The organism is Pseudonocardia sp. ICBG1034 (assembly GCF_020131375.1).
Taxonomy (GTDB): domain Bacteria; phylum Actinomycetota; class Actinomycetes; order Mycobacteriales; family Pseudonocardiaceae; genus Pseudonocardia; species Pseudonocardia alni.
The window spans coordinates 129718-150015 of sequence record NZ_JAHLEK010000010.1; the positions used below are offsets into that span (position 1 = coordinate 129718).

Below are 20298 nucleotides of genomic sequence, written 5' to 3' on the forward strand. Positions count from 1 at the left end.
GGAGGCCTGGTTGCCGAGGTCGTACCGACGCGTCGGGGGTTACGCGGTGCGTGCGACAGTCAGCAGCAGGCGAGCCGGCGTGCTGAACCAGGCGCGCACGACGTCGGTGGTGTCGTGATGGGCGAAGTGCTGGGCGAGCCGTTCGAGGGCTCCGGGGATCCGGCTCTCGACTTCGGCGGCGAGCGTGGCCACCGGGTAGGCCAGCCCACTCGCACCGTGTAGCTCGGCATGCTCGGCCAGGGCCAGGTGCTGGAACAACTCCTCGTCTCCGAGGTCCTGCACGCGCGGCACTGCGTCAGTCTCAGCCGCGAAGGTCGCCCCGGTGATGGTGCGCCGGTAGAGGAGGCCGTCGTTGAGCATGACCCGCAGCGGCGGAGTGTTCGGGTAGCGCTCGCCGAGGTCGGTGGTGTCGATCGATACGTGCAGCGCCCCGTCGTCGCTCCAGTAGGCGAAAACCAAGGCGTCACCGACCCTCACCGCGGGCAGCTGATCGTCGCTGGTCTGAGGCAGGAACTCGGCGGCCCGGTTGAGCTGCCCGGGGCTGGCCGCCGAGCGCGGTTGGGTGTCGTTGGTCCGGTCGGTGTTGGGCCGGTGGGATGGCATGAGCATCTCCATACGTCGGGGTGTCGGTCTGTTGATCGCTCCCGCGAGGCCGAGGTGGCGGTCGGGCCGCCGTCGTCGGTCGGGGCCGTCGCCGCTCATCCGGCCCAGGACAGACCGTGATCGTCGAGTGCGGGGAACTGGTGCAGGAACAGGCGCTGGTCGTCGCTGGCACGGTCGCGCCAGTCCTGGGCGTCGTAGTCCCAGGTGGAGTAGCCGCCGATGAATACGCACGGTGTGCAGGTCGGCCGGCCTGTGCGCTGCCCGAACGTGGCGAGCGGGCGGTCGCCGCCGGGGTGCGGGTCGCGGTGTTGGGCCATGACCTCGAAGACCGTCAGCATCACGCGGTAGGCGGGCGACCACACGGGCTGGTACTGCCCGAACCCGTAGGCCACGTCCGGGATCTCTTGCCATCCCTGCCTGGCTGCCACGTTCAGCGCCCGCACGATGTCGTCGGGCAGCAGCACGCACGGTGCGCACCGCCCGCCGTGGCGAACGACGACGCGCACGTCGTCGTGGTTGATGGCCGGGACGTCAGCGATGTAGCGGGCCTGTTTGCCCATGCGCGATTCCTGCTCCCAGTCGAGGTAGTAGGACAGCGCGGAGGCGAAGGACTCCCAGTAGGACACGGTGTCGTCGGTCATGCGCTCGCCCCAGGCGGGGTATCGCGGGCTGTGGGCGGTCGTGGTCATGCGTGGCCTCCGGTCGGTCGTCGAGGGGTGGCGACGGCGTCCGGCGGGCGCCGGTGGGTGGTCACGGCGCCGACCGGGCGAGTGGGGCAACCGTCCGCTCGGCCGGCCGGCCGCGGCAGGATCAGCTGATGGCGGCCGGTGCGCGGTCGGCGATGGTCGAGAGCCGGGTGCTGATGAGGACCGAGTGGTAGGCGGTCAGGGCGTCGCCGAGGGTGCGGCCGTCGTCCTGGGCGTTCTGCGCGGCGCGGGCCGCGGCCGTCACAGCGTGGGGCAGGGTGGGGACGATCAGCAGGTCTAGGACGGCGTCGGCCAGGGCGCCCTCGTGGTCGGCCAACAGGTGCAACGGCATCCCGGCGCGGTGCAGGGCGGCGCCGATCAGGCACATCGCCCGGTGGCCGTCGGCGCTGACGTAGCGGCACGACGGCACACCGTTCTCGCCGCTGTTCTCGGCGAACAGCGGGTGCTGATCGGCGGGGTCGACGTAGGCCTCGGGGTCGGTGTCGATGCCGGGGTAGGTCCAGTTCAGGCCGCGTTCACCGGCCACGGCGTGCAGCGCGGCGGTGAACTGGTCCTCGGTGACGGCGATGGTGTGCATGGGCGAACCCCTCTCGGGCAGTAGGCTGGCGGGGTGCGGGCGGCGCGGAGCCCCGCCGGGAGCGGGGCCCCGCGGCGGGTTGTCAGCGGTTGAGGCAGCGGCGGTGGTAGCCGGCCAGCACCGCGACCACGGGCGCGAGATCGACGCCGGGTTCGAGCAGGGGCTGCAGGTCGCATCGGACGGCGTCCGCGACGACGGTGTCGGGGTAGCAGATCCCGACGGTGACCTCGTCCCCGGTGAGCTCGCAGTCCTCTCCGATCTCCTCGTAGAGGCGGCCGGGGCCCACCGGGTGGGCCGAGTGCAGCACCACCGAGGGCCCGAACGGCCCCGACGCGTTGCGCGGGTCGAGCCAGCGCAACTCCACCGCGCCGTCGTCGTCGGCGACGACCAGCCGGATCCGGTGCGGATCCGACGCGACGCTCACCCGCAGGCCGTCGACGACGATCGGGTGGGTCTGCAGCCGGTCCAGGGTCAGGGCCGCCTCGCTGGTGGTGGGGGTGTTTGTACTGGTCAACGGGGCCTCCGCGGATCGGTGGGGTTTGCGCTGGATCGCGGCTCTGCCTCAGCGCGGTGCGGTGTGGCCCCGCAGGGGGCGGCGGGGGTTGCCGCTGGCCCGACCGGGCGGGAACCCGCGAAGCGGGTCCGATCGAAGCGAGGCCCGTCCCACCCGGTCGGTGTCGGCAGGCGTCCATCGCCGCGAACCACGCCGTGCTGTGCTGACCTCCGGGCGATCTGGCACGAGCTCCACCGGCCTGCGGCGTCGCGCGCCGGACCGCAGCGCCACACGTTCTGGTCCGTCGGTGCTTAGGCGTTATCGACGGCGGCGAGGAGCCGCTGTCGGAGCCCGGGGGTCTCCAGCGCTTCGGCCCAGACGATCCAATCGGGAAACGCGCGGGCCAGCGCTCGCCGGTGAGTGGGCCCGGTGACCGCGATCAGCTCACCGAGGGCACGCCCCCAGGGCGACGGGATGGTTCCGCCGGAGAGGCCGTAGGTGGTGAGCAGGCTCTGCAGCGCGTGCTGCTCGTCCTCTGCCAGGTCGTGGCGCTCGGCCCGGCAGACCCATTCCTCGATGGTGTGCTCGGCTTCGGCGGCGCGCCCGGGCGGGGCGGCACGTGGGCCGGGGTGGGCGGTGCCGAGGCTGAGGGCTGCGGTGATGTAGCGGGCCTGCTCGTGGTGCGAACGCCGCCGCCAGTGGTCGGTGTCGGTCTCGGCGAGGACGGCGGCGAGCAGGTCGATGGAGATGTCCACGATGTGTGCTCCTGTACGACGTAGGGGAACTGCGGATACAGCGCGGTCGGGCGCAGGGGCGAGACGCCCGCGGGCGTCTCGCCCCTGCGGTGACCGTGCGGTCAGCCGTTCGCGGCGGCCTCGCTGTTCGCGGCGGCCTCCGCCGTGGTTTCAGTCCCGCCCTCGGCGGTTGCCGCGGTGCCGGTCGCTGCGGTGTCGGGCTCGGTGGTGTCCGCTGTCTGGTCCTCGGCCGCTGCCTCGCCGGCGCTGTCGGTTACACCGCCGTTCTCGGCGGAGTCCGCCTCGGTAGTGGGGTCCGGGACGGTGGCATCCCGCGGTGTGGTCTCGGTGGCGCCGGTCTGGTCGGTGATGACGAGCTGCTCGACGTCGGACAGGTCGTAGCCCCACTCGCGCAGCTGGGTGATGTAGCGCCGCGTGGCCGGGCTGGGGTTACGCCAGCTGTTGCGGTGGGTGCCGTCCTCGTAGGCGGCGAGGACCACCGCGAGGGAGAGCATCGTGGCCCGGGCCGCGTTCGACGTGCCGGCGGCTTCGGCGATCGGGTGGGTCGGCCCACTGTGGAGGCCGTAGACGCCACGGGGGGAGGCGGCGCCCAACCCCAGCAGGGTCGCGGCGAGGGCGTTGCGGGACTCCATCGCGCGGCGTAGGTCGTGATCGCCCCGGGCGATCTCGGCAGCGACGAAGATCGCTGCTCCCTTCGGCGCCGCCTTGCGGGTGAACAGCTCGCGCAGCCAGTCCCGGCGCACGATCTGCGCGGAGTCCCATGCCTTGTTGTTCGCGATCACCGTGCGCCGTTCCTGGCGCGCGGCTTCCCGCTCGCGGTCCTCGCGGGCCTGGCGCTGCTCGTCGGTTTCCCCGACCGGCGCAGTGGTCGTGATGCCTGGCTGGGACCGGTCGTAGAGCTCGGCGTGGCCGTGCTCGATGGGGGCCAGGCACATCCACACCGGCTGGGCGATCCTGCCTGCCTGCTCGAAGTCCCAGCGGGTCATGACGGTGGCGGCGTGGCCGGGGCAGTCGCGGTGGGCCTGTTCAGTGAGGTCGGTGCCCTGCGGGTCGTCCGCTGTGGGCCGCAGCCGAGCGATCGAGGACGCGGTGTCCAGGCGGTCGTCGTCACGGCTCAGGACCGTGACCCCTGAAGCGCGCAGCTGGTCCTCCACCGCTGTGCACCGGGCGCGGTCTGCGCGCTCGTCGCGCAGCCGCTGCGCCTGGTGTGCGAGCTGTCCCGGTCGGGTCAGCGCGGTCTCGGTGAGCTGCTCGACCGCGGTGTCGTCATCGGCGAACTCGGCGATCACCGCCATCTGGACCAGGTCCAGCTCGTGACAGGACCCGATCTCGAGCGCCCGGGCGCTGCGGGCGACCGCGGTGGTCTGTCGGACCCGCTTGGCTGGGGTCCGGGTGGTCCGTGCGATCTGCCACGCCGTCATGCCTAGCCCGAGCAGCTGCTGGTGTGCGGCGACCTCGTCGGCGTCGGAGATCCCGGCGCGGTGCTGGTTCTCGCCGAGCTGGTCGATGATTCGCTCGGCCTCGGCGACACGCTGGGCCTGTGCGGGGTCGGTGAAGGCCTCGGCGGCGTCGGTGGCGGGGGTCTGGGGTTCGACCAGAACTCGCACACGGGCCAGACCGGCCTTGACTGCGGCAAGGGTGCGGCGCTGGCCCTTGCGCACGACTAGGGCGCCATCGGCGGCGCGGCGGTAGACGTTGATGGGTTCGCGCACGCCGCGGTCGCGGATCGAGGCGCAGAAGTGCGGGTCGAGGTGGGCGTCGGTGCGGGTATTGACCTCGAGGACCAGTGTGGAGGGGTCCGCCCAGGCCAGTTCGCCGAGCTCGTCGACATCGCCGAGGAGCTCCGCGGTCACCGGCGCGACCGGGGTACCGGTGGTCTCGGGCTGGTCGTCGACGCGGTCGGTCGAGTCGGTGGTGGTGTGTCTCATGAACGGGGCCTCTCCCTGGCGGTGACCGCCCGACCCGCTGGTCGGGCGGTGCGCCCCCGCTGCCCGGGGGTGCGCTGCGCGTCCCGGGCAGCCCGGCCGGGGGGCCGGAGGGGGATCGGCCGTGGTCACCCCGGTGTGGACCCGCCATGGGAGTGCCGCAGCGCTCAGGCGTCAGCGGGGCGGGTTCACCCGTGGGGGACCTCGCGGCCGAGGCATCGTCGGCCCGCCGGTCGGGATGCCAGCGTGTGTCCGCCCCCTGGCCGGGGCGGACACACGGCATACCTGACCTGGCTATGTCCCCGTTTCGCCAGCGAAGTTGTTGATGCCGCTGCGCATGACCTCGCGGGGGTCCCAGCCGGCCTCGGTCACCAGGTGGAGGAGGTCGGTGATCAGGTCAGCCACGCCCTCGGCTGCCTGCTCGTCCACCGCGGCGATCCGCTCGGGTGAGGTCCCGTCCGGCCGGTACGCGCGCAGCGCCCCCCAGCGCACGCTCGGCCGACTGACGGGGAGTCAGCCCATCGTTGAGGCGTTGGGCTCCGATGTCGTCCACCTCAGCCCTCCCACGTGCGGCTCTGCCCGAGCAGGTCGGGGCGGCGCGGAGCGACAGTCACCAGGGCCTCGTAGTGCGCGTGCTCGGACGGTCCGCACGCGTGACCGTCGCCGGTCTCGGGCTGGACGACATCGTCGAACCATCCCTCCACGCTCTCGCCGACGTGGGGCGCACGGATCACGGCCGCGTACTCGGACTCGTGTCCGCACGAGTAGGTGTTTTCGACCCTGACGGTGATCATGTCGGCGCCTCCCACCTCGTGCTTTCTTGCGAGGCGGCCGATGAGGCCCTCGGGGTCTCTGTGATCGGTGTGGTCGTGACCGTGTCTGCACTGCGGCTCGTGGGCGTGCGGGCACTGGTGGGCAGGTACTGAGGTGATGTCCGATGCCCAGCCGAGCACGGCGAGGGCTCGGGACAGGTCGGGTAGCAGCCGGGGGTGTACCCGCAGCCGGACCTCGGTGTAGCTCGGGAACTGCGCGTCGAACTGGCCGGGGCGGATCTCGTGGCGCAGGGAGGGCTCCACGACTTGCACCGAGTCGATGGGACCGGTGTGCGGATGATCTGAGCACAGCCGTAGCGCCCCGCGGTCGCCGTGCTCGCCTCGCGACACGAGCGTCGGGAGGCCGGAGAGGTTGGAGCGGACCTCGGCCAGGATGGCCTGCTCAGCGGCGGCGAGGGCGTCCGCGGCGCGCCGCCAGTCCCGCGCGGCCGGGCGGGCGTGGCGGTACGGGGTGACCAGCCGCCGGTGCAGGTCTGCGGCGATCCGGGCCGTCGGGCGGGTCGAATCGACGGTGGCTCGGGCTCTCAGCGCGTCGGCACCGGGTACGTCCCGCGCGTCCGGCGGGGGTTCGCAGACCACGAGCAATCGGCCGGACTCCGGTCCGTGGCGGGCGATGCGGACTCGCAGGGCCGCACCGTCGGTGGCGGTGAGCAGCATCCCGCTGGGGTGTGTGCTCGTCGCCCAGGGGTGCTCGTCGATCGCGGTCAAGGCCTCAGCGACAGCTTCGGCGACATCGCGGTTCCCCAGCTGCGCTGCGCCGGTCACGATCGCGCCTGCCCGGGGTGGCCGGGCGCGGTGTCGGCCCGGGCGGCGCCGGTGAGCAGGAGCGGGGCGATGCCCTGCTCGTGGAGTAGCCGATGGTTCTCGGACGACGTGATCATCGGTGGTTCCTCGTCTCGAAAGGTGTGCACAGCACGAAGCCCTGGCTGGGGCGATCCACTGCGCAGGGCAGGCCGCACCAGCCAGGGCTCGGGTGGTCAGGTGGTGGGATGGGAGTTCGGTGGCGTTGGCTCGACGCGCGCGGGATCAGGGACGGGCGGCGTGGCGGACCGACATGACCTGCCACCAGCCGTAGGCGACCTCGCAGCACGGTGCGTGGCCCCGGGTCGGGCACCACCCGCAGGGACAGTGCTCCGCCTCGCGAAGGTGGCAGACGCTGCAGTCGCCGGGCAGGTAACGGGTCATCATCAGGTGGAACGGCCACTCCGGTGAGGGCGCCACGAGCAGGTGCACCGCCGGCCACAACTGCTCATCGGTGGCCCCGTCCCTCAGCACCCGCTGCGACACCGCCGTCCAACGCTGGTCGTGCCCGACCAGCCGGGCCGCGGCGCGAGACGCGGCCGCGCACTGGGCCAGCGTCGGCGCACTGTAGTGGTCGAACGCGAGGGGGTTCACCGTCTGCGGCGTGCTCACGCGACGCGACCGGTGGTGAACGCGGCGGAGAGCCGCATGGCCTCGATACCGCGGGCCTCGACCTCGTAGGCCTCATCAACGTCGGCGATGCCCTGAGCGGCCGCGGTGACCGCGTGCAGTACCCCACCGGAGGTGCGCAGGCCGCCGTCGATGAAGTGAGACAGGATCGAGTTCTGGGCCTCGATGGAGAACCGCAGCTTCTTGCTGACGTGCTCGATGGTCTGCTGCGGGCGGGTCACCTCGATCCCGGCGTCGGCCTCGATCTCAGCGATCCGCTCGGCGACCCAGCGCTCGTCGAGGAACGAACCGATCGCGTCGCGGGTCATCTTCGTGACCAGCTGCAAGCTCGCGGCCTGGGTGTCGGAGGACCAGTTGATCTGGCCTGCGGCGAGGCGCCCGCCGACGTGGACCTCGTCGATGGCGTGGCGGGTCAGGGTCATCCCGTTGTTGCAGATCTGCACGGTCAGCTGCGGGATGAGCCGGAACTTACCCTGCCCGGTCTCGGAGTTGGTCAGCACGAACCCGGCGAACACCGTCGGGTTGTCGGCGCCGCGCGCGCCGGAGAACGGGGAGGTGTAGCCGGCCAGCAGCGCCGGGGCCATCGCCGAGACCGCGGTCGAGCGGATCTTGACGTACATGCGGGACTCCGACAGGTCCGCGGAGACGATGTCGACTGGGTGTCCGGCCGCGTGGACGCCTTCCAGGGCGGTCATCAGGACGTCGAGGTTCTCGATCGGGCGGTATCGGTCCGACAGCAGCGCCCGCATGACCCCCTGCCCGCCCTCACCTGCGGTGAGGCCGCGGACCAGGAACCGGCGGTTCGGGTCGTGGGTGAGCCAGCCGTTGACGTTGTCGTCGTAGAGCTCCACGTTGTGCTCGCGGGTCCGACGCAGGTAGGCGGTGGGGATGCCGAGCTTGTCGGCGATGCCGTTGTCGGCGGTGCGGGTCGGGGCCAGGGAGAGGTCACCGCTGGTGACCCCGTCCATCGACAGCTTCACCGGGCCGGCGCCGCGTACGACCACCCTGCCGGCCCTGGCCTGCAAGGCCGAGGCGGCGACGACGTGGTCGGACTTCGCGGCCTGCTGGGTACGCAGCAGCTCGACCATGTCGCTCAGGTCGGCGTTGCGGGTCGTCAGCGCCACCGGGCCCGGTCCGCCCTCGTTGTCAGCGCGCGAGGTGTTGTGCTCGATGTTCTGGCTCATGACGTGAGTCCAATCTGTGCGGCGTTCGTACCGGCCCCGGTGGAAGTGGGGCCGGTGCGGTCCCGACCGCTGCGGTGGGACGTGACTCGCCCGCACCACGAACTCCGGCGCGCCGGGGGCGTGCGCTCGCCCGACCGGCGTGACACCACCCGACCGCACCAACCGGCCGGCCGACGACGCAGAGCCGGTGGTGTCACCCGCGTCGGGTGCGGCAGGCGCGGCATCGGCGGGCAAGCCGGAGAGCGGGGTGCAGAGTCATCACGGCCCACCCATGTAGCGGGCGGGACCTCGCCGGCTTCTCTTCCCCCGCGAGGACCAGTCCGTCCCTACGGCCCGCGTATCGCTCGCCCGACGGTCAGGACCGAGTGAAGGTGTGGAGACGGTCGATCGAGCGGAATCCGTACTTCCGGTAGAGGGCTGTGGCTGCTGTTCGGTCGCGCGCGGTGCCGGGCTCATCGTCATCGACGTAGAGCACCGCCTGCTCGGCTCCGGCGCGCCGGGCGCGGCCCAAGCCCGCTCGAAGGAGGAACCGGCCGAGTCCAGCGCCGCGGTGGCCGGGGTCGACCTCGAGCCACGCTATCCGGGAGATGCCCTGGGCAGGGCCGTCGATCTCTATCTCGCCGACGAGGTGCTTCCCCTCGTGGACCGCGATACGCCAGCCCAGTCGCCGCTTCTCGATCCGGGACGTCAGCGCAGGGCTGAGCTTCGATGCCGGGGCGTCGAGCAATTCGGTCAGCGCATCCGGTGGCAGCAGCATGTAGTTCCACAGGTCGGCGCTGGCGAATCCGGCTGCGACCAGGACATCAGCCGTGTGACGCCGGTGCGATACCGGCAGCGCCTCGAGTCCTAGGTCCAGTGCGGTCGCCATGCCGAACGCCTCCGCCTTGGTCGTCGAGAAGCGTGCCAGGGCGGCGTCGAGCAGGGCGGACAGGACGGCGCTGTTCTCCCGCGCGTGCATCCAGGTGAGGACCGCGGTGCTGTCCCGGGCGCGCCAGCCGGTGGCGATCACGCCAAGCACATTGCCGAGGCTGTCGACGGCGACGTCATGCCGCAGGTCAGTCAGTCCCGCCCACAAGGCGCCGTCGATGGGCGAACGTCCTGCGAGAGCCTCGCGCAGGTCGGCGGGGGCGGCTTGGGGTTGTCCAGGCAGCCGGTCGGCGTCGACGAGGTCGAGTACTGCCTGGTGCTCGTCGCGGCGTACTGGGTGAAGAGTGATGGTGGTGAGTCGGGTCGACGGCCTCCCCTGCATGAGACCAGGATGACCCAGCAGGGACGTCGTATCGAGGTGAGTGCCGGTCATGGGCTCACTCCTGGGATCCGGGCGCCGCGGACCGATGCGGCACGGAGCCAGCTCTCGGTTGCGGCGATCGTCATCGACACCGCGGTGTCGGCAGTGTCGATGCGGGCGGGATCGATCAATCCGGCCGCCGTGAGCAGCCGGGGGTCGCACCGCTCGACGAGCTCGCGCAGCGCGGTCTGGAAGTACTGCTTGGCCGGCGGCAGTACCTGCCGCTCTCGTGGGGCGAACAGGGAGACCACCGCAGCCTTGTTGCGGTGGTATGCGGTCGGCAACGCCGGGTCATAGCGGTGTCCCGGGGAGAGATCCGCTGCTGCGGCGAGGACTTCTGGGTCGAGGAACGGCGAGCGCTCGGCGAGCCGGCCGGCCCCGATCAGTGGGGCGTGCGGCCAGATCGCATCGTGGGCGAACTTCTGGGCCCACGACGTCGACGCGTGGTCCTGGTCGCGGCGCTGGGCCAGCCAGCGTTCGCTCCAGTCCCGCAGCGGGTCGTGGTAGTTGTCGGTGACGGCCGCGGGGACTGCAGCACCCATCGTGCTAGCCCAAGTCGCCGCCCAGTACATGCGCCAGCTCGCCTGGGCGGGCAGCAGACGTGCGATGCCGGCGGCTGCCTCGTCGACCAGGACGCTTCCGCGGCCGCGGTCGGACAGGTAGCGCGCCGCGGCGCGGGGGCCGCGGGTGGCCAGCAACTCGATCGAGGCGAAGCGTGGGACTTCGAGGACCTCGTCTGCTCCATCCCCTGACAACAGGACCTCACAGCCGAGCCCGGCCGCGCGCGCGGCAACTGTGGCGTTGAGCTGCGGGAGAGCGTCGAGGCGGGGCCCGGCTGGAGACCATGCGGGCTCGGTGCGGGCCGAGGTCTCGATGATCTGGAGCTCACATCCCAGCTGGAGGCGAGCGATGAGCGCAGCAGCGACGGCGGCGGCTGAGCGGCCCTGGTCGTCGGTGAGGTCGATGGTGAACGCCACGACCCGACGCCCCTGTGCTTGGCGGCAGGCCTCGGTGAGGACGGCCAGGCTGTCGATGCCACCCGAGAAACTCACTCCGATCACCGCGGCGTCGTCGCAGGCTCGGGCGACGGCACGGCCGAAGGCCGGGGCCAGGGCCGGCCCCCGGCCGGCAGTGCCGGCCGGGGGCGCAGCCAACGAGGCGCCCTCCCACGGATAGAACTCGCCGTAGAGCACCGGCGGCGCAAACAGCAGGGCCACCGCGTCGAGGTCGACCGTGGGCTGGGCGCATCCGCGTAGCCAGGGGCCGACCTCGGTGGAGAACGCCTCGCTCATCGTTACCGCGCCCCGAACAGCAGAGCGCGAACCAGCGTGTAGACCCGCGACGGGGTGCTCACGGCGAGGTTGTCGCCGCGAATCCCGCGGCCGTGGGAACCATCTCCGGGAGAAGACTTCGCTGCCATGTTGACCTCCGTGCTCATCGTTTGCCGGCCCCGGTCGGGGTGGGCGCCACGTCCGGGACCGGTCCGGCTGACCGGTCGGGCGGACCAGCTCGCCCGAGCGGTGTGGGATCGGCCGCCAGGCCGACGAGCGCAGCGAGCTCGTCCCACCCGGGCGGCGCGGGTGCAGGCCGATCGGGCGCAGCGGCAAGGACCGGTCACAGTGGCCAAGCCCATCTCCGTCCCGGGGGCGGGGATCGATGGTCACGTTGGGCTGGCTGCTGGGGTCTGGGTCGGTGCCGTGCGGACCGAGGAAGAGGCGCACATCAGCGACGGAGTTGCGCGCGGGGGTGCACCGTGCGGAGGGTCGGGGACCGGTCAGCAGCGGGTCCGGGACGCGTTCGGACAGTTCGTCGTGTGTGTGCCGCCCTTCGGGCATGCAGAGCACGACCTGCAGTGGGAGAACCAGTCCCCGCAGGACGGGCACCATCCGTACGACCGCGCCGCGTTGTCCCGCCCGGCGGAGGTAGCACTAGCGCTGTCGCTGGTGTCGGTGAGGACGGCGGCGGTGGGTATCACGGCTCTCCTAGGACGATCGGACGGGACGGGCTCGGGGTGGGCTGTCCGCGGGGTTCCTGCGGACGTCGTGCGCTGGCCCGGCCGGGCTGGCGCTTGTCGTCGGGTGACGGGGTGGGCTCGGCGGGCGCCGGGCCCACCCCGGTGGGTGATGGCACGACAGGTCAGCCGGACCAGCACCGCCGCGCTCGCGCCGAGTCCCCGACAGGCCCGGTCCGGGAGGGGCCGAGCTGTGTGATCACGGCCGAGTGATCAGCCAGTCTGCTCACCAGACCGGACCTGGCTCGTCAAACAGGGCCGCGAGGTCAGCCTCGGCAACGAGTGGTCCTTCCATACCAGCGGCCACGACGTCTTCCGTGCGGTCGATGAACTCGATGAGCTCGTGGCTGGGTAGGCCGATCTCGGCTGTTCCGCTGGGTGATCGGAGGGTGATGAGTGTCCAGTCGTGCCGCGATAGAGCGTGGGTACTGATCTGGACGTCGCGGGCAAGGTGCTGAGCGGCGTCGTCCACCTCGGACGACGCCCCGGTGAGCCCGGCCGAGAGCAGCTCCCGGCCGATGCACCAGGTCACGCTCGTGGTGTCACCGCAGGTCCGGAATCGCACCTCCAGCTCGAAGGGGCGGCTGCGGCGGTAGGTCATCTCGACGTGGACCGGCAGCTCACGAATGCCGGGCTCGGGGGCCAGCTGGAGCTGGTAGATGCGCCCGATGACCTGGGTACAGATCTTGTTGAGACCGACACCGCCGCGGTCGGGCTGAGTGTCGGTCATCGGGGCCCCTCCAACTGCTGCTCGCGGCGGATCTGGCGCCGCTCCCTCTCGGACGCGCCGCCCCAGATGCCGAATCGCTCGTCGTGCTCGATGGCGTAGGTGAGGCAGTCGTCCCGGACCTCGCAGCGATCACAGACGCGCTTCGCGTCCCGGCTGGATCCCCCCTTCTCGGGGAAGAAGGCGTCGGGGTCGGTCTGGGCGCACAGTCCGTGCTCCCGCCAGTCCGGCTCGGAGGGCGGGGGTTCGCTGAGGAGTGCCAGCAACAGGTGGTCGAAGTCCTCCGGGACGTAGGCGAGGCCCGGGCGCTGCGAGGAGGCCGTGGCGCTCCCCGGGCTGGGGGCGGACAGCTGAGACACTTCGTTCTCCGATCGATGAGGTCGGAGCGGCCCGGGCGGGATCTGTGGAAGGTGAGCGCTCGGGCCGCCTCGTGTGATGACGACGTCAATTAGCCAGTACAGTACCAAGTACCGTACCAATTAGCGAGTGGTGTCGGTGCGCCTTTCATCCGGTCTGGCTTTCAGTCCCGGCCGGTTCCCACTGCCCGTGAGCGATCTTGTGGGCGACGCCCATCTCGGCGAGCGCGCCGAGCGACTTGGACACGGCGGGTGCCTTGAGACCGGTCGCGGCGACGATCTCGCCAGTGCGGCGACAACCGGCCTGGAGCGCGCGTAGAACCTCCTGTTGGCTGGCGGGGAGCCCTTCGATGTCCGGGGCGGCCTGCGGGCCGTCGGGAGCCGGCGAGCTGGTCGGTCGTGGGCGCAGCGCGACGACGTTCTGCGCACTGAGCGCGGACGGGATCTGGAGTCCTTGCATGAACGCCGGCAGAGCGGCCTCAACGGCGTCGCCTACGGTCGTGGCAGGGACGTCGACGGGTTCGCCGGACTCCTTCCGGCGCCGCCAGGCGTGGAGCTTCTCGACCTGCGCGGCAAAGCGGGCGCCCGGGCTCTGCTCGATCGCGGGCTGGAAGTCGCGCATGGCCAGGGCGGTGTTCTCGTCGAGCGCGCATGACGGGAGAGCTGTGGCCCATTCCCCCAGGTCGGGAGCCCAGGCGACGCGGCCCATCGACAAGCGGCCACCGGCGATGGCGAAGCAGTAGCCACCTCCAGGAGGCAGAGACCCTGGGGTGACGGCCATCCCGCCGACCACCGCGTTCTCGCTGCGGTTCATGTTGCGGAAGGCGAACAGGTTGCGGGCCATCAGGTAGCCACGCAGCACGGTGCTGTTGCCGTAGTCGCCAGCGAGCAGGGACTGGGTCCCGACGACCACGGCGACGCCGTACTTGCGGCCGATCCGCACGACACGTTCGAGGCGCGGGATGAAATCCTGCGATGCGAGCCAGGCGTCGGTGCTGAGCCGCTGCAGCTCGTCGATGATCCACATCAGGCCGGGGATGGTGGTGCTGGGCAGCAGCTTACGCAGGGGGCTTTGCTGCGAGGGGTCGGTGATTCGAACCGGGCCGTCGGGGCCCTCGGTGAGGGTGGACTTGAGCAGGCTGCGGATCTCGAGGGCGGCCTCGATGGCTTCGAGCTGGGCGAGCACCTGGCGGGGCCCGGCCTCGGCCCAGTCGCTGATGTCGTTGAGTACGGGGCTGGACCCTCCGTCGGGGTCGCCGTCGCCGAACAGCAGGTGCCAGACAGCGCTCTGCTTGATACCGAGCCCGATCGCCTCGAGGCAGGCTGACTTTCCCGATCCTGGCTCACCGGTGACCAGGCCGTTGCGCACGCCGATGTCCTCGACGGCGTAGAACTGCATGTCGCCCTCGCCGTCTGCGAACGGGCCGAGGGGGATGACGCCGTTGTCGTAGCGCGGGCCTCGGTAGGGGATGCCGCCGGAGAGCAAGTCGCGCACGATGACGGTCAGGTAGGCCCAGGCTTCGTTGTCCTCGTGCGGTTCGATGATCAAGTTCTTCGCCGAGACGCCGAGCGCGCCAGCGATGCGGGGGCGGCGGCCGAACACGTCGTCGAAAGAGGCGTCGCCGGCCGGGGTGCGCACGGTCCAGCGGATGGCGCGGCTGAGATCGACGCGGTCGGTGAGCATGGATCCGGGCAGTGCCTTGCCGCGGCGGCTGACGCTCTCGGACCAGCGCTGGGCCAGCGTGTCGCCGTAGTCACCGCTGGTGGTCTCGTCGCTCGCCTCGGGCAGCTGGGGAGCGTTGAGGTCGACGTCGGGGATGCTGTGCTGCTTCATCCAGCTGGCCCAGGTCGCGGCAGCGCCTCCGGCGAGCAGCGCCGTCATCGTCCAGTTGGCGGGGCCGACGGCAGAGGCGGCGGTGATCCAGGCCGCGGTGCCTGCGCCCGCGGCCCAGGACTGCCGGCGCCAGAAGGCCGGGATGCGGCTGTGGAGCAGGGCGCGAGCACCGGCGATCGCTCCGAGGGAGGTGAGACCGATGCCGGTGGTCGTGGCCAGCTCGGCGCCGGGGCCGGCGGCGAGGCCGACGAGTTCGGTCAGACCCCAGCCGAGGTAGCCGGCGGCGGCCGTGGCGGAGGTCGCCAGGTAGGGGGCACGGCGGGCGGCGTTCTCAGCTCGGATGTGATCGTGGTGATCGCTGATCGCCGACCGCCGGGGCGTCTCCTTGCGCAGCACAGTGGTGGGCTGGCGCACGGCGAGCTCGGCGGAGGGAGTGGCCGGGCTGGTGTCCTCGTCGACCAGGCGCTGCAGGGCGCGGGCCAGGACCTCTGGGGTGAGGTTGGTGCCGGCGACGCTCTGCTGCCTGGGCATCGCAAGTCCCTTCGTCGTTGTGGTGCTGGAGTGCTTGTCGGAGTGCCACCGCTCCGCCGCGACGCGGGTGCCCAGCGACCGGGGTCAGTCCTGGGGGCGGGGCTGTCGGGCTAGGAGCGAGTGCCGATGTAGGTGCCGTTGACGGTTCCGGCGAGGGTGTCGTCGCTGAGCACCTGGTCCTGGGTGTTGAGGTGCCGGCCGAAGTGGGTCTTGGCCTCACCGGCGGAGCTGGTGAACAGCTGGGCGTTCTCGCGCATCTGCTCGAGCAGGCGGATGGGTTCGCCGCTGACGCCTGCCTGCGTCAGGGAGGCGACGGACTGATCGAGCTCGGTCAGAAGTCGCTGACCGACGTTCTGCATCTGCTCGCAGAAGTGGTTGGCACTGCCGGGATCGAGGGTCTCGCCGCTGGTCAGGTTCGGGTTGGCGCCGGTCATCGGGATGTCCTTCCGGATGGGGTGGATCGTGGCGGTGGACTGGTGTTCGGCCGCGGACCGCGGCTCGGGCTCGGTGTCGGGCTCGGTGTGGATGGCTTCGGGCTGCTGGGTGTGGTCGGGTTCGTGCTGGTTGGGCTTTTCGGGGTCCTCCGGGGGGCCGTCGGTCGGGGTCTCCTCGACCGGTGCGGGTTTGGTGTGGTCGGTGGGCGGGGCTGGGGTCGGCTCGGCGTCGATGACGACCGGGTCGGCGTTGTCCGTGCGATGGGGTGGGCGTTGGGCGGTGGTCGGCCGCGGTCGCCAGTGCGGGTCGGTTGTGTCGCCGAATCGCTGGCGGAGGTTGCGGGCCAGGCGCTGTCGCAGCAGGTCGCCGTCGGCGTGGCGCTGGTGGCGTTCACGGCGTCGCTCGGTGGCGTAGCCCCAGGCGTCGGACCACCACTCCCCCATCGCTGCCCGGGCGGGCCCGGGCGAGCGAGGGCCGCGGGGATGGGCGATGCGATCGGCGATGCGTTGGGCCAGTGCGTCGCCGACGCTGGGGCCGGTGCGGCGGGTTTCCCGGGCCATCCGGCGCTCGTGGGCGCGTTCGGCGCGGCGCTGGCGGTCGCGCAGGCGCGGTGGTTCGGTGCCGCGGGCGGTGGCGATGAGCTCGGTGCCTGCGTAGCGGGCGAGTCCCCAGGTGATGAGCGCGACCAGCACGAGCGTTTCCATCGTCGATCACCCCACGAACCACTGCTGGGCGATGGATCCGGCGTTGCCCATGCCGGTGGCGACCAGGCGGTAGAGGCCGTAGAGGATCGGCACCCCACTGGCGAGACCGATGGTCGGCGCCGCGAGCGCGAGCCAGGGATGGATGCGGTTGGGCCTGGCCGTCTTCGGGAAGATCCCCTTGATCACGACCTCGAGGGTCATCACGATGGCGATCCCGCCGAGGATGACCGCGCCGCCGAAGCCGAGCAGGCGGGTCGCCAGGGGGGTGGCGTTGGCCGCTACGCCGTAGGCCTGGGCGATGAGCGCGCCGATGAGGCCGCCGAGGCCGGTCCCGGCAATTAGGAAGAGCAGGCTCGTGGTCTTGCGCATGTCGTCGTGGTAGTAGAGCCAGAGGCCGAACAGCAGGGCCAGTGCGGCGATGCTGCCGGTGCCGGCGAAGGCTGCAGCGTTCATGTCGGACTCCTCAGTTGATCCAGCAGAAGGGCGGCCAGTAGGGCCAGGTCAGGAACTCGGGTATGAGCAGGCGGACAACCGGGATCTGGTCGAGCGCGGTCGCGACGTTCAGCAGTAGGAAGGCGACCGTCCAGAGGCGACCCGGGGTCCGGGCGGCCCAGGCGATCAGGGCGCCGATGACCAGGACGGGCGCCTGGATGCACCAGACGTGGACGACCGCGGCGCGGCGCAGCGGGCCGGTCCGGGTGGTCGTCCAGGCGCCCTGACGGGCCAGGGCGAGGCTCTGCTTCAGGCTGGCCGGCTGCTCGTGCACGAAACGCAGCTCGGCCGCCGCGGTGGTGACCGCGTGCAGGGCTCCCTGGCGCCGATCGGGCACGGTTGGCCACCCGGCACGCGGTCGGTCGACCTCGACCTCCGGCTCGCCGTCCGGGTTCGCGGCCGGGGTGGCCGCAGTGACACGCGGGCTGGGCAGGGCCGGGGTCTCCTGTTGGCCCGAGTCGGGCGCCGCGGTGTCGAGGGCGGCGTCGTGCTCGCTCATGCGGTGTCCTTCCTCGGGCTGAGGGGCTCTCGTGCCTGCATGCGCAGAAGGTGGTCGCCCGCTTCGATGAGCTGGCCAATCACGGCGGCGACGAGTTCGGCGGCGGCGTCAGGCCGGGGGTGGCGCCGGCTGGCGGCACCTCGGAAGTAGTCGAAGGCGCACACGGCTCGTTCGATGTCGGTGGTGGTCTTGGCGAATCGGGTGGCGAGCGCGGCGCGGCGGCGGTCCGGGCGGGAGCGACGCAGCGTGGGTGGCAACTCGCCGGCCGCGGCCGCGTTGCTTCTGCGGTGCCCGCTCATCCCAGGCACCGCAGGTCGTAGAGCGGCAGGCCGGTCTCGGCGACGGCGATCTCGGCGAGGTAGGCATGGCGGGCCAGGCCGCCGATCCGGTCGGCGAGCTCGAGCACGTGCGCCCAGATCTGGTGCGGGTCGTCGACGGGGGCGTCGATCGGCTCGCTGGTCCGGTGGCGTTCGGAGCCTGTGACCAGCGTGATTGTGATCCGGTCGGACATGAGGTGCGCTCCTGGAGATCGGAGGGGTCCCCTCCCCGGCGCCTGGGGGTGCGGCGCCGGGGAGAGGACTTGCGGCGGTAGCGCCCCGGGCCGGCGGCCCGGGCGCATGGTTGGCGCTACCGCGGGTCGAGGGTTTGCTGGACGAGCTCGTAGGCGTCGCCGGCGAGCTGGGAGCGGACCTTGCCCACGCCGAACCGCTTGCGGATCGCCTCTCGCGACGGTGCTCCAGAGGCAGAGAGTGGAATCTGCTGGTCGTCGATCGCGCGACGGGTCCGCTCGTAGAGCACGACGGTGTCGGCGGTCTGGTCGGTCAGCCGCGAGGGCTGCAGCTCCTCGTAGAGCTCGGCGAAGATCGGCCGGAACACCGAGTGCAGCAGATGCTGAACGACCACCGCCGCAACGACCAGCAGTGACGGCAGGGTGTGGGCCATAGTCGACCCCGCGTCGAAGCCGTAACGCAGACCCCACGGGACGACCGTCAACACCAGCGAGGCCAGCGCGAGGCCGCCGTCGAGGACGTAGAGGCCTCGGGGGACCTGCCGGCTGTTCTGTACTGCGGTGAAGCCGATCAGGAGGCTGACGACCAGCAGCACCGACGCCATCGGCTCGATCAGGTAACCCACCCACGGCCCGTCCATGCCGACGACACCGTCGTGCACGGTCGCCGACATGAATACCACTCCGAAACCGATGAGGGTTGGAGGTACGCAGGACAGCGCGACGTAGCGGCGATAGGTCGCGGCGAGGCGCCGGTTGGGGTTGAGCAGGCGTTCCTTGCTGGTCCGTGCCCTGCCGACCCAGCGAGCTTCCTGCCTGTCGCGTCGGGTGCCGGCGACCTCGGCGAGCGCGGTCCGGCGCCGCTCGGCCCGCCGGGCACTGCGGATCCGCTCGGTGACCTTGCGGTCAGCTCGCCGCTCTCGCTCGGACAGTGCTTCGTGCAGGGCCGGGTCGTCCTGGAGGGCGACGAGGCCTCGAGCCTGGTGAACCTGGCGAGCCAGCGCCCGGACCTCGTCGGTGTCGGCGACGCTTTCTTCGACCGGGTCGTCCTCACGCGTGGTGCCGGAGGGGATGAGCTCGCTCCCCCACTGCTCGGCCGAGAGAGTGGACGGCGGCGTCGGACGGTGGCCGTTGCTGGTCGGGGCGCTCATCGGATCCCCGCTCGTCGTGCCGCGCGACGCCGCAGCAGCGCGTTCCGCTCGTCCTCGCTGAGTCCACCCACGACGCCGTGGGTGAATGCGCCGGGCCGAGCCAGCGCCTCGGCCCGGCAGGCCTGGAGCACCGGGCAGTGACGGCAGATGGTCTTGGCCTCGGCGATCTGCTGCAGGGCCGGCCCAGCGGTGCCGACGGGGAAGAACAGCTCGATCACGTCGGTATCGGCACACGGCAGACGGCCGGGCACCGCCTGAGAGTCGACGCTTCTGGGTACGGTCTTCATGGGCGCCTGGCTTCCTCGTGATGGGGGATCAGTCCGGTTGTCTGCTCAGATGCCTCGGCGGTCGCACCCGCCGGGGCATCTCTACTTCCAGACTAGTCCGTGACTAGTCGCGAGTCTAGCCCGAGGTTTCCGCGACTAACTCTGCGCGCACAGAAATGGCCCGCGCCCAGCTAATTTGCTGATCGCGGGCCTTAGTCTTCGTGCGACTAGCCTGGAGTGCTCAAGGAGAGGTCGGCGCGGAGGCGGTCGAGCAGGGCGAGTAGAGCGGGTCCGTGCTCTGCGGACCGCTGTTGCTCGGCGAGGAACTGCTCGTAGAGCTTGACGTCGGCTGGATCGGTCACTTCCTGCTCGGCGGTGAGTGTCTCGATCTCGACGGTCGTGGGTGCGTCGTCGTAGCGCAGGAGTACGAAGGAGTGCAGGGGGCGGACCTCGGCACGCTCCTGCGTCTCGCGGGAGAGCACACCGATGCGCACGTTGGGGAGGCTGGCCAGCGCGGCGATGCGGTCGAGCTGAGCGAGCATCACGGAGGCTGGGCCGGGACGCCATCGCAGCGCGGTCTCGGTCATGACCAGGTCGAACTGCTTGGACTCGTCGAACAGGACTGTCTGACGGTTCATCAGCGACAGCACCGAGGCGGGGATCTCCGCGGCGGGGAGCAGGCTGTGGATCTCGCGCAGTCTGCGCGCGTAGTCCGGGGTCTGCAACAGCCCGGGAACGACCTCGGACTGATACACCCCGATCCCGCTGGTCGTTGCGTCACGCCGAGCCCTGGCGTCCTGCTGGCTGGGCCCGTCGGGGCGGTTACTGTTGCGCCACGGCCGTACCCGGGTCCCCGCCTCCTGGGCGAGTGCGCGCAGCTCTGCACGGACGTCCTCGTCGGCGTGGACCGTGTCGAGCCACTGCTCGATGTCGGCAAGTACGAGGGCGGAGTGGCCGTTCTCCATCTTGGAGGTCTTGCTCTGCGACC

Annotated in this window: 23 protein-coding genes; all 23 read right to left on the bottom strand. The window is 71.4% G+C overall.

The genetic code is table 11. The features are described 5' to 3' along the window. Positions 1-39: 39 nt before the first annotated feature. Entirely contained in the window at positions 40-702 is a 663-nt protein-coding gene (locus KPF22_RS01150; protein ID WP_224400974.1) for a hypothetical protein, read from the bottom strand. Next, positions 699-1292, bottom strand: coding sequence for a hypothetical protein (locus tag KPF22_RS01155; RefSeq protein ID WP_100877142.1), 594 nt, complete (start codon positions 1290-1292; stop codon positions 699-701). The genes KPF22_RS01150 and KPF22_RS01155 overlap by 4 nt, the downstream gene beginning before the upstream one ends. Positions 1293-1413: 121 nt before the next feature. Next, complete coding sequence (locus KPF22_RS01160; RefSeq protein WP_100877141.1) at positions 1414-1887, bottom strand: hypothetical protein; 474 nt, start codon at positions 1885-1887, stop codon at positions 1414-1416. Between the two features lie 82 nt (positions 1888-1969). After that, positions 1970-2401, bottom strand: a complete 432-nt coding sequence (locus KPF22_RS01165; protein ID WP_100877140.1) for a hypothetical protein — start codon at positions 2399-2401, stop codon at positions 1970-1972. Positions 2402-2691: 290 nt separating this feature from the next. Further along, complete coding sequence (locus KPF22_RS01170) at positions 2692-3135, bottom strand: hypothetical protein (RefSeq protein ID WP_100877139.1); 444 nt, start codon at positions 3133-3135, stop codon at positions 2692-2694. Between the two features lie 101 nt (positions 3136-3236). Beyond that, a complete protein-coding gene (locus KPF22_RS01175) occupies positions 3237-5063 on the bottom strand; it encodes a ParB/RepB/Spo0J family partition protein (RefSeq protein ID WP_100877138.1) in 1827 nt (608 codons plus the stop codon). Positions 5064-5354: 291 nt separating this feature from the next. Next, positions 5355-5489 (bottom strand): hypothetical protein, encoded by a 135-nt coding sequence (locus KPF22_RS31740; RefSeq protein ID WP_255624037.1) that lies wholly within the window; start codon positions 5487-5489, stop codon positions 5355-5357. A gap of 125 nt (positions 5490-5614) precedes the next feature. Beyond that, positions 5615-6658 (bottom strand): hypothetical protein, encoded by a 1044-nt coding sequence (locus KPF22_RS01180; protein ID WP_224400975.1) that lies wholly within the window; start codon positions 6656-6658, stop codon positions 5615-5617. Positions 6659-6919: 261 nt separating this feature from the next. Continuing rightward, positions 6920-7306, bottom strand: coding sequence for a hypothetical protein (locus tag KPF22_RS01185; protein WP_100877135.1), 387 nt, complete (start codon positions 7304-7306; stop codon positions 6920-6922). Continuing rightward, positions 7303-8508, bottom strand: a complete 1206-nt coding sequence (locus KPF22_RS01190; RefSeq protein WP_224400976.1) for a DUF932 domain-containing protein — start codon at positions 8506-8508, stop codon at positions 7303-7305. The genes KPF22_RS01185 and KPF22_RS01190 overlap by 4 nt, the downstream gene beginning before the upstream one ends. Positions 8509-8863: 355 nt before the next feature. Continuing rightward, positions 8864-9808 (bottom strand): GNAT family N-acetyltransferase, encoded by a 945-nt coding sequence (locus KPF22_RS01195; RefSeq protein WP_100877134.1) that lies wholly within the window; start codon positions 9806-9808, stop codon positions 8864-8866. Beyond that, positions 9805-11088: an asparagine synthase-related protein gene (locus tag KPF22_RS01200; protein ID WP_179763172.1), complete on the bottom strand. Its 1284-nt coding sequence runs from the start codon at positions 11086-11088 to the stop codon at positions 9805-9807. The genes KPF22_RS01195 and KPF22_RS01200 overlap by 4 nt, the downstream gene beginning before the upstream one ends. Positions 11089-12033: 945 nt before the next feature. Next, on the bottom strand, positions 12034-12537 hold the full coding sequence (locus KPF22_RS01205; RefSeq protein ID WP_179763171.1) for an SsgA family sporulation/cell division regulator: 504 nt from the start codon (positions 12535-12537) through the stop codon (positions 12034-12036). After that, a complete protein-coding gene (locus KPF22_RS01210) occupies positions 12534-12803 on the bottom strand; it encodes a WhiB family transcriptional regulator (RefSeq protein ID WP_179763270.1) in 270 nt (89 codons plus the stop codon). The genes KPF22_RS01205 and KPF22_RS01210 overlap by 4 nt, the downstream gene beginning before the upstream one ends. 235 nt (positions 12804-13038) lie before the next feature. Next, positions 13039-15255: an ATP-binding protein gene (locus tag KPF22_RS01215; RefSeq protein ID WP_100877213.1), complete on the bottom strand. Its 2217-nt coding sequence runs from the start codon at positions 15253-15255 to the stop codon at positions 13039-13041. Positions 15256-15365: 110 nt separating this feature from the next. Then, positions 15366-16394: a hypothetical protein gene (locus tag KPF22_RS01220; RefSeq protein ID WP_157818144.1), complete on the bottom strand. Its 1029-nt coding sequence runs from the start codon at positions 16392-16394 to the stop codon at positions 15366-15368. A gap of 6 nt (positions 16395-16400) precedes the next feature. Beyond that, entirely contained in the window at positions 16401-16847 is a 447-nt protein-coding gene (locus KPF22_RS01225; RefSeq protein WP_100877211.1) for a hypothetical protein, read from the bottom strand. Positions 16848-16857: 10 nt separating this feature from the next. Beyond that, a complete protein-coding gene (locus KPF22_RS01230; RefSeq protein WP_179763170.1) occupies positions 16858-17385 on the bottom strand; it encodes a hypothetical protein in 528 nt (175 codons plus the stop codon). After that, the gene (locus KPF22_RS01235; protein WP_100877209.1) at positions 17382-17684 is read right to left on the bottom strand and encodes a hypothetical protein; all 303 of its coding nucleotides are present in this window, start codon (positions 17682-17684) and stop codon (positions 17382-17384) included. The genes KPF22_RS01230 and KPF22_RS01235 overlap by 4 nt, the downstream gene beginning before the upstream one ends. Then, positions 17681-17896 (bottom strand): hypothetical protein, encoded by a 216-nt coding sequence (locus KPF22_RS01240; protein WP_100877208.1) that lies wholly within the window; start codon positions 17894-17896, stop codon positions 17681-17683. The genes KPF22_RS01235 and KPF22_RS01240 overlap by 4 nt, the downstream gene beginning before the upstream one ends. A gap of 116 nt (positions 17897-18012) precedes the next feature. Then, entirely contained in the window at positions 18013-19044 is a 1032-nt protein-coding gene (locus KPF22_RS01245; protein WP_100877207.1) for a hypothetical protein, read from the bottom strand. Beyond that, complete coding sequence (locus tag KPF22_RS01250; RefSeq protein WP_100877206.1) at positions 19041-19331, bottom strand: WhiB family transcriptional regulator; 291 nt, start codon at positions 19329-19331, stop codon at positions 19041-19043. The genes KPF22_RS01245 and KPF22_RS01250 overlap by 4 nt, the downstream gene beginning before the upstream one ends. Positions 19332-19537: 206 nt before the next feature. Continuing rightward, positions 19538-20298: DUF5753 domain-containing protein (locus KPF22_RS01255; protein ID WP_224400977.1), on the bottom strand; the 761-nt coding region annotated here is incomplete at its 5' end.

Excerpts from the sequence above, each read along its gene's own strand:
- KPF22_RS01195 (WP_100877134.1), bottom strand. The coding sequence starts at position 9,808 with ATGACCGGCACTCACCTCGATACGACGTCCCTGCTGGGTCATCCTGGT.
- KPF22_RS01230 (WP_179763170.1), bottom strand. The coding sequence starts at position 17,385 with ATGAGCGAGCACGACGCCGCCCTCGACACCGCGGCGCCCGACTCGGGC.
- KPF22_RS01200 (WP_179763172.1), bottom strand. The coding sequence starts at position 11,088 with ATGAGCGAGGCGTTCTCCACCGAGGTCGGCCCCTGGCTACGCGGATGC.
- KPF22_RS01205 (WP_179763171.1), bottom strand. The coding sequence starts at position 12,537 with ATGACCGACACTCAGCCCGACCGCGGCGGTGTCGGTCTCAACAAGATC.
- KPF22_RS01250 (WP_100877206.1), bottom strand. The coding sequence starts at position 19,331 with ATGAAGACCGTACCCAGAAGCGTCGACTCTCAGGCGGTGCCCGGCCGT.
- KPF22_RS01150 (WP_224400974.1), bottom strand. The coding sequence starts at position 702 with ATGAGCGGCGACGGCCCCGACCGACGACGGCGGCCCGACCGCCACCTC.
- KPF22_RS01175 (WP_100877138.1), bottom strand. The coding sequence starts at position 5,063 with ATGAGACACACCACCACCGACTCGACCGACCGCGTCGACGACCAGCCC.
- KPF22_RS01215 (WP_100877213.1), bottom strand. The coding sequence starts at position 15,255 with ATGCCCAGGCAGCAGAGCGTCGCCGGCACCAACCTCACCCCAGAGGTC.
- KPF22_RS01240 (WP_100877208.1), bottom strand. The coding sequence starts at position 17,896 with ATGTCCGACCGGATCACAATCACGCTGGTCACAGGCTCCGAACGCCAC.
- KPF22_RS01190 (WP_224400976.1), bottom strand. The coding sequence starts at position 8,508 with ATGAGCCAGAACATCGAGCACAACACCTCGCGCGCTGACAACGAGGGC.
- KPF22_RS01220 (WP_157818144.1), bottom strand. The coding sequence starts at position 16,394 with ATGGAAACGCTCGTGCTGGTCGCGCTCATCACCTGGGGACTCGCCCGC.
- KPF22_RS01245 (WP_100877207.1), bottom strand. The coding sequence starts at position 19,044 with ATGAGCGCCCCGACCAGCAACGGCCACCGTCCGACGCCGCCGTCCACT.
- KPF22_RS01225 (WP_100877211.1), bottom strand. The coding sequence starts at position 16,847 with ATGAACGCTGCAGCCTTCGCCGGCACCGGCAGCATCGCCGCACTGGCC.
- KPF22_RS01155 (WP_100877142.1), bottom strand. The coding sequence starts at position 1,292 with ATGACCACGACCGCCCACAGCCCGCGATACCCCGCCTGGGGCGAGCGC.
- KPF22_RS01160 (WP_100877141.1), bottom strand. The coding sequence starts at position 1,887 with ATGCACACCATCGCCGTCACCGAGGACCAGTTCACCGCCGCGCTGCAC.
- KPF22_RS01235 (WP_100877209.1), bottom strand. The coding sequence starts at position 17,684 with ATGAGCGGGCACCGCAGAAGCAACGCGGCCGCGGCCGGCGAGTTGCCA.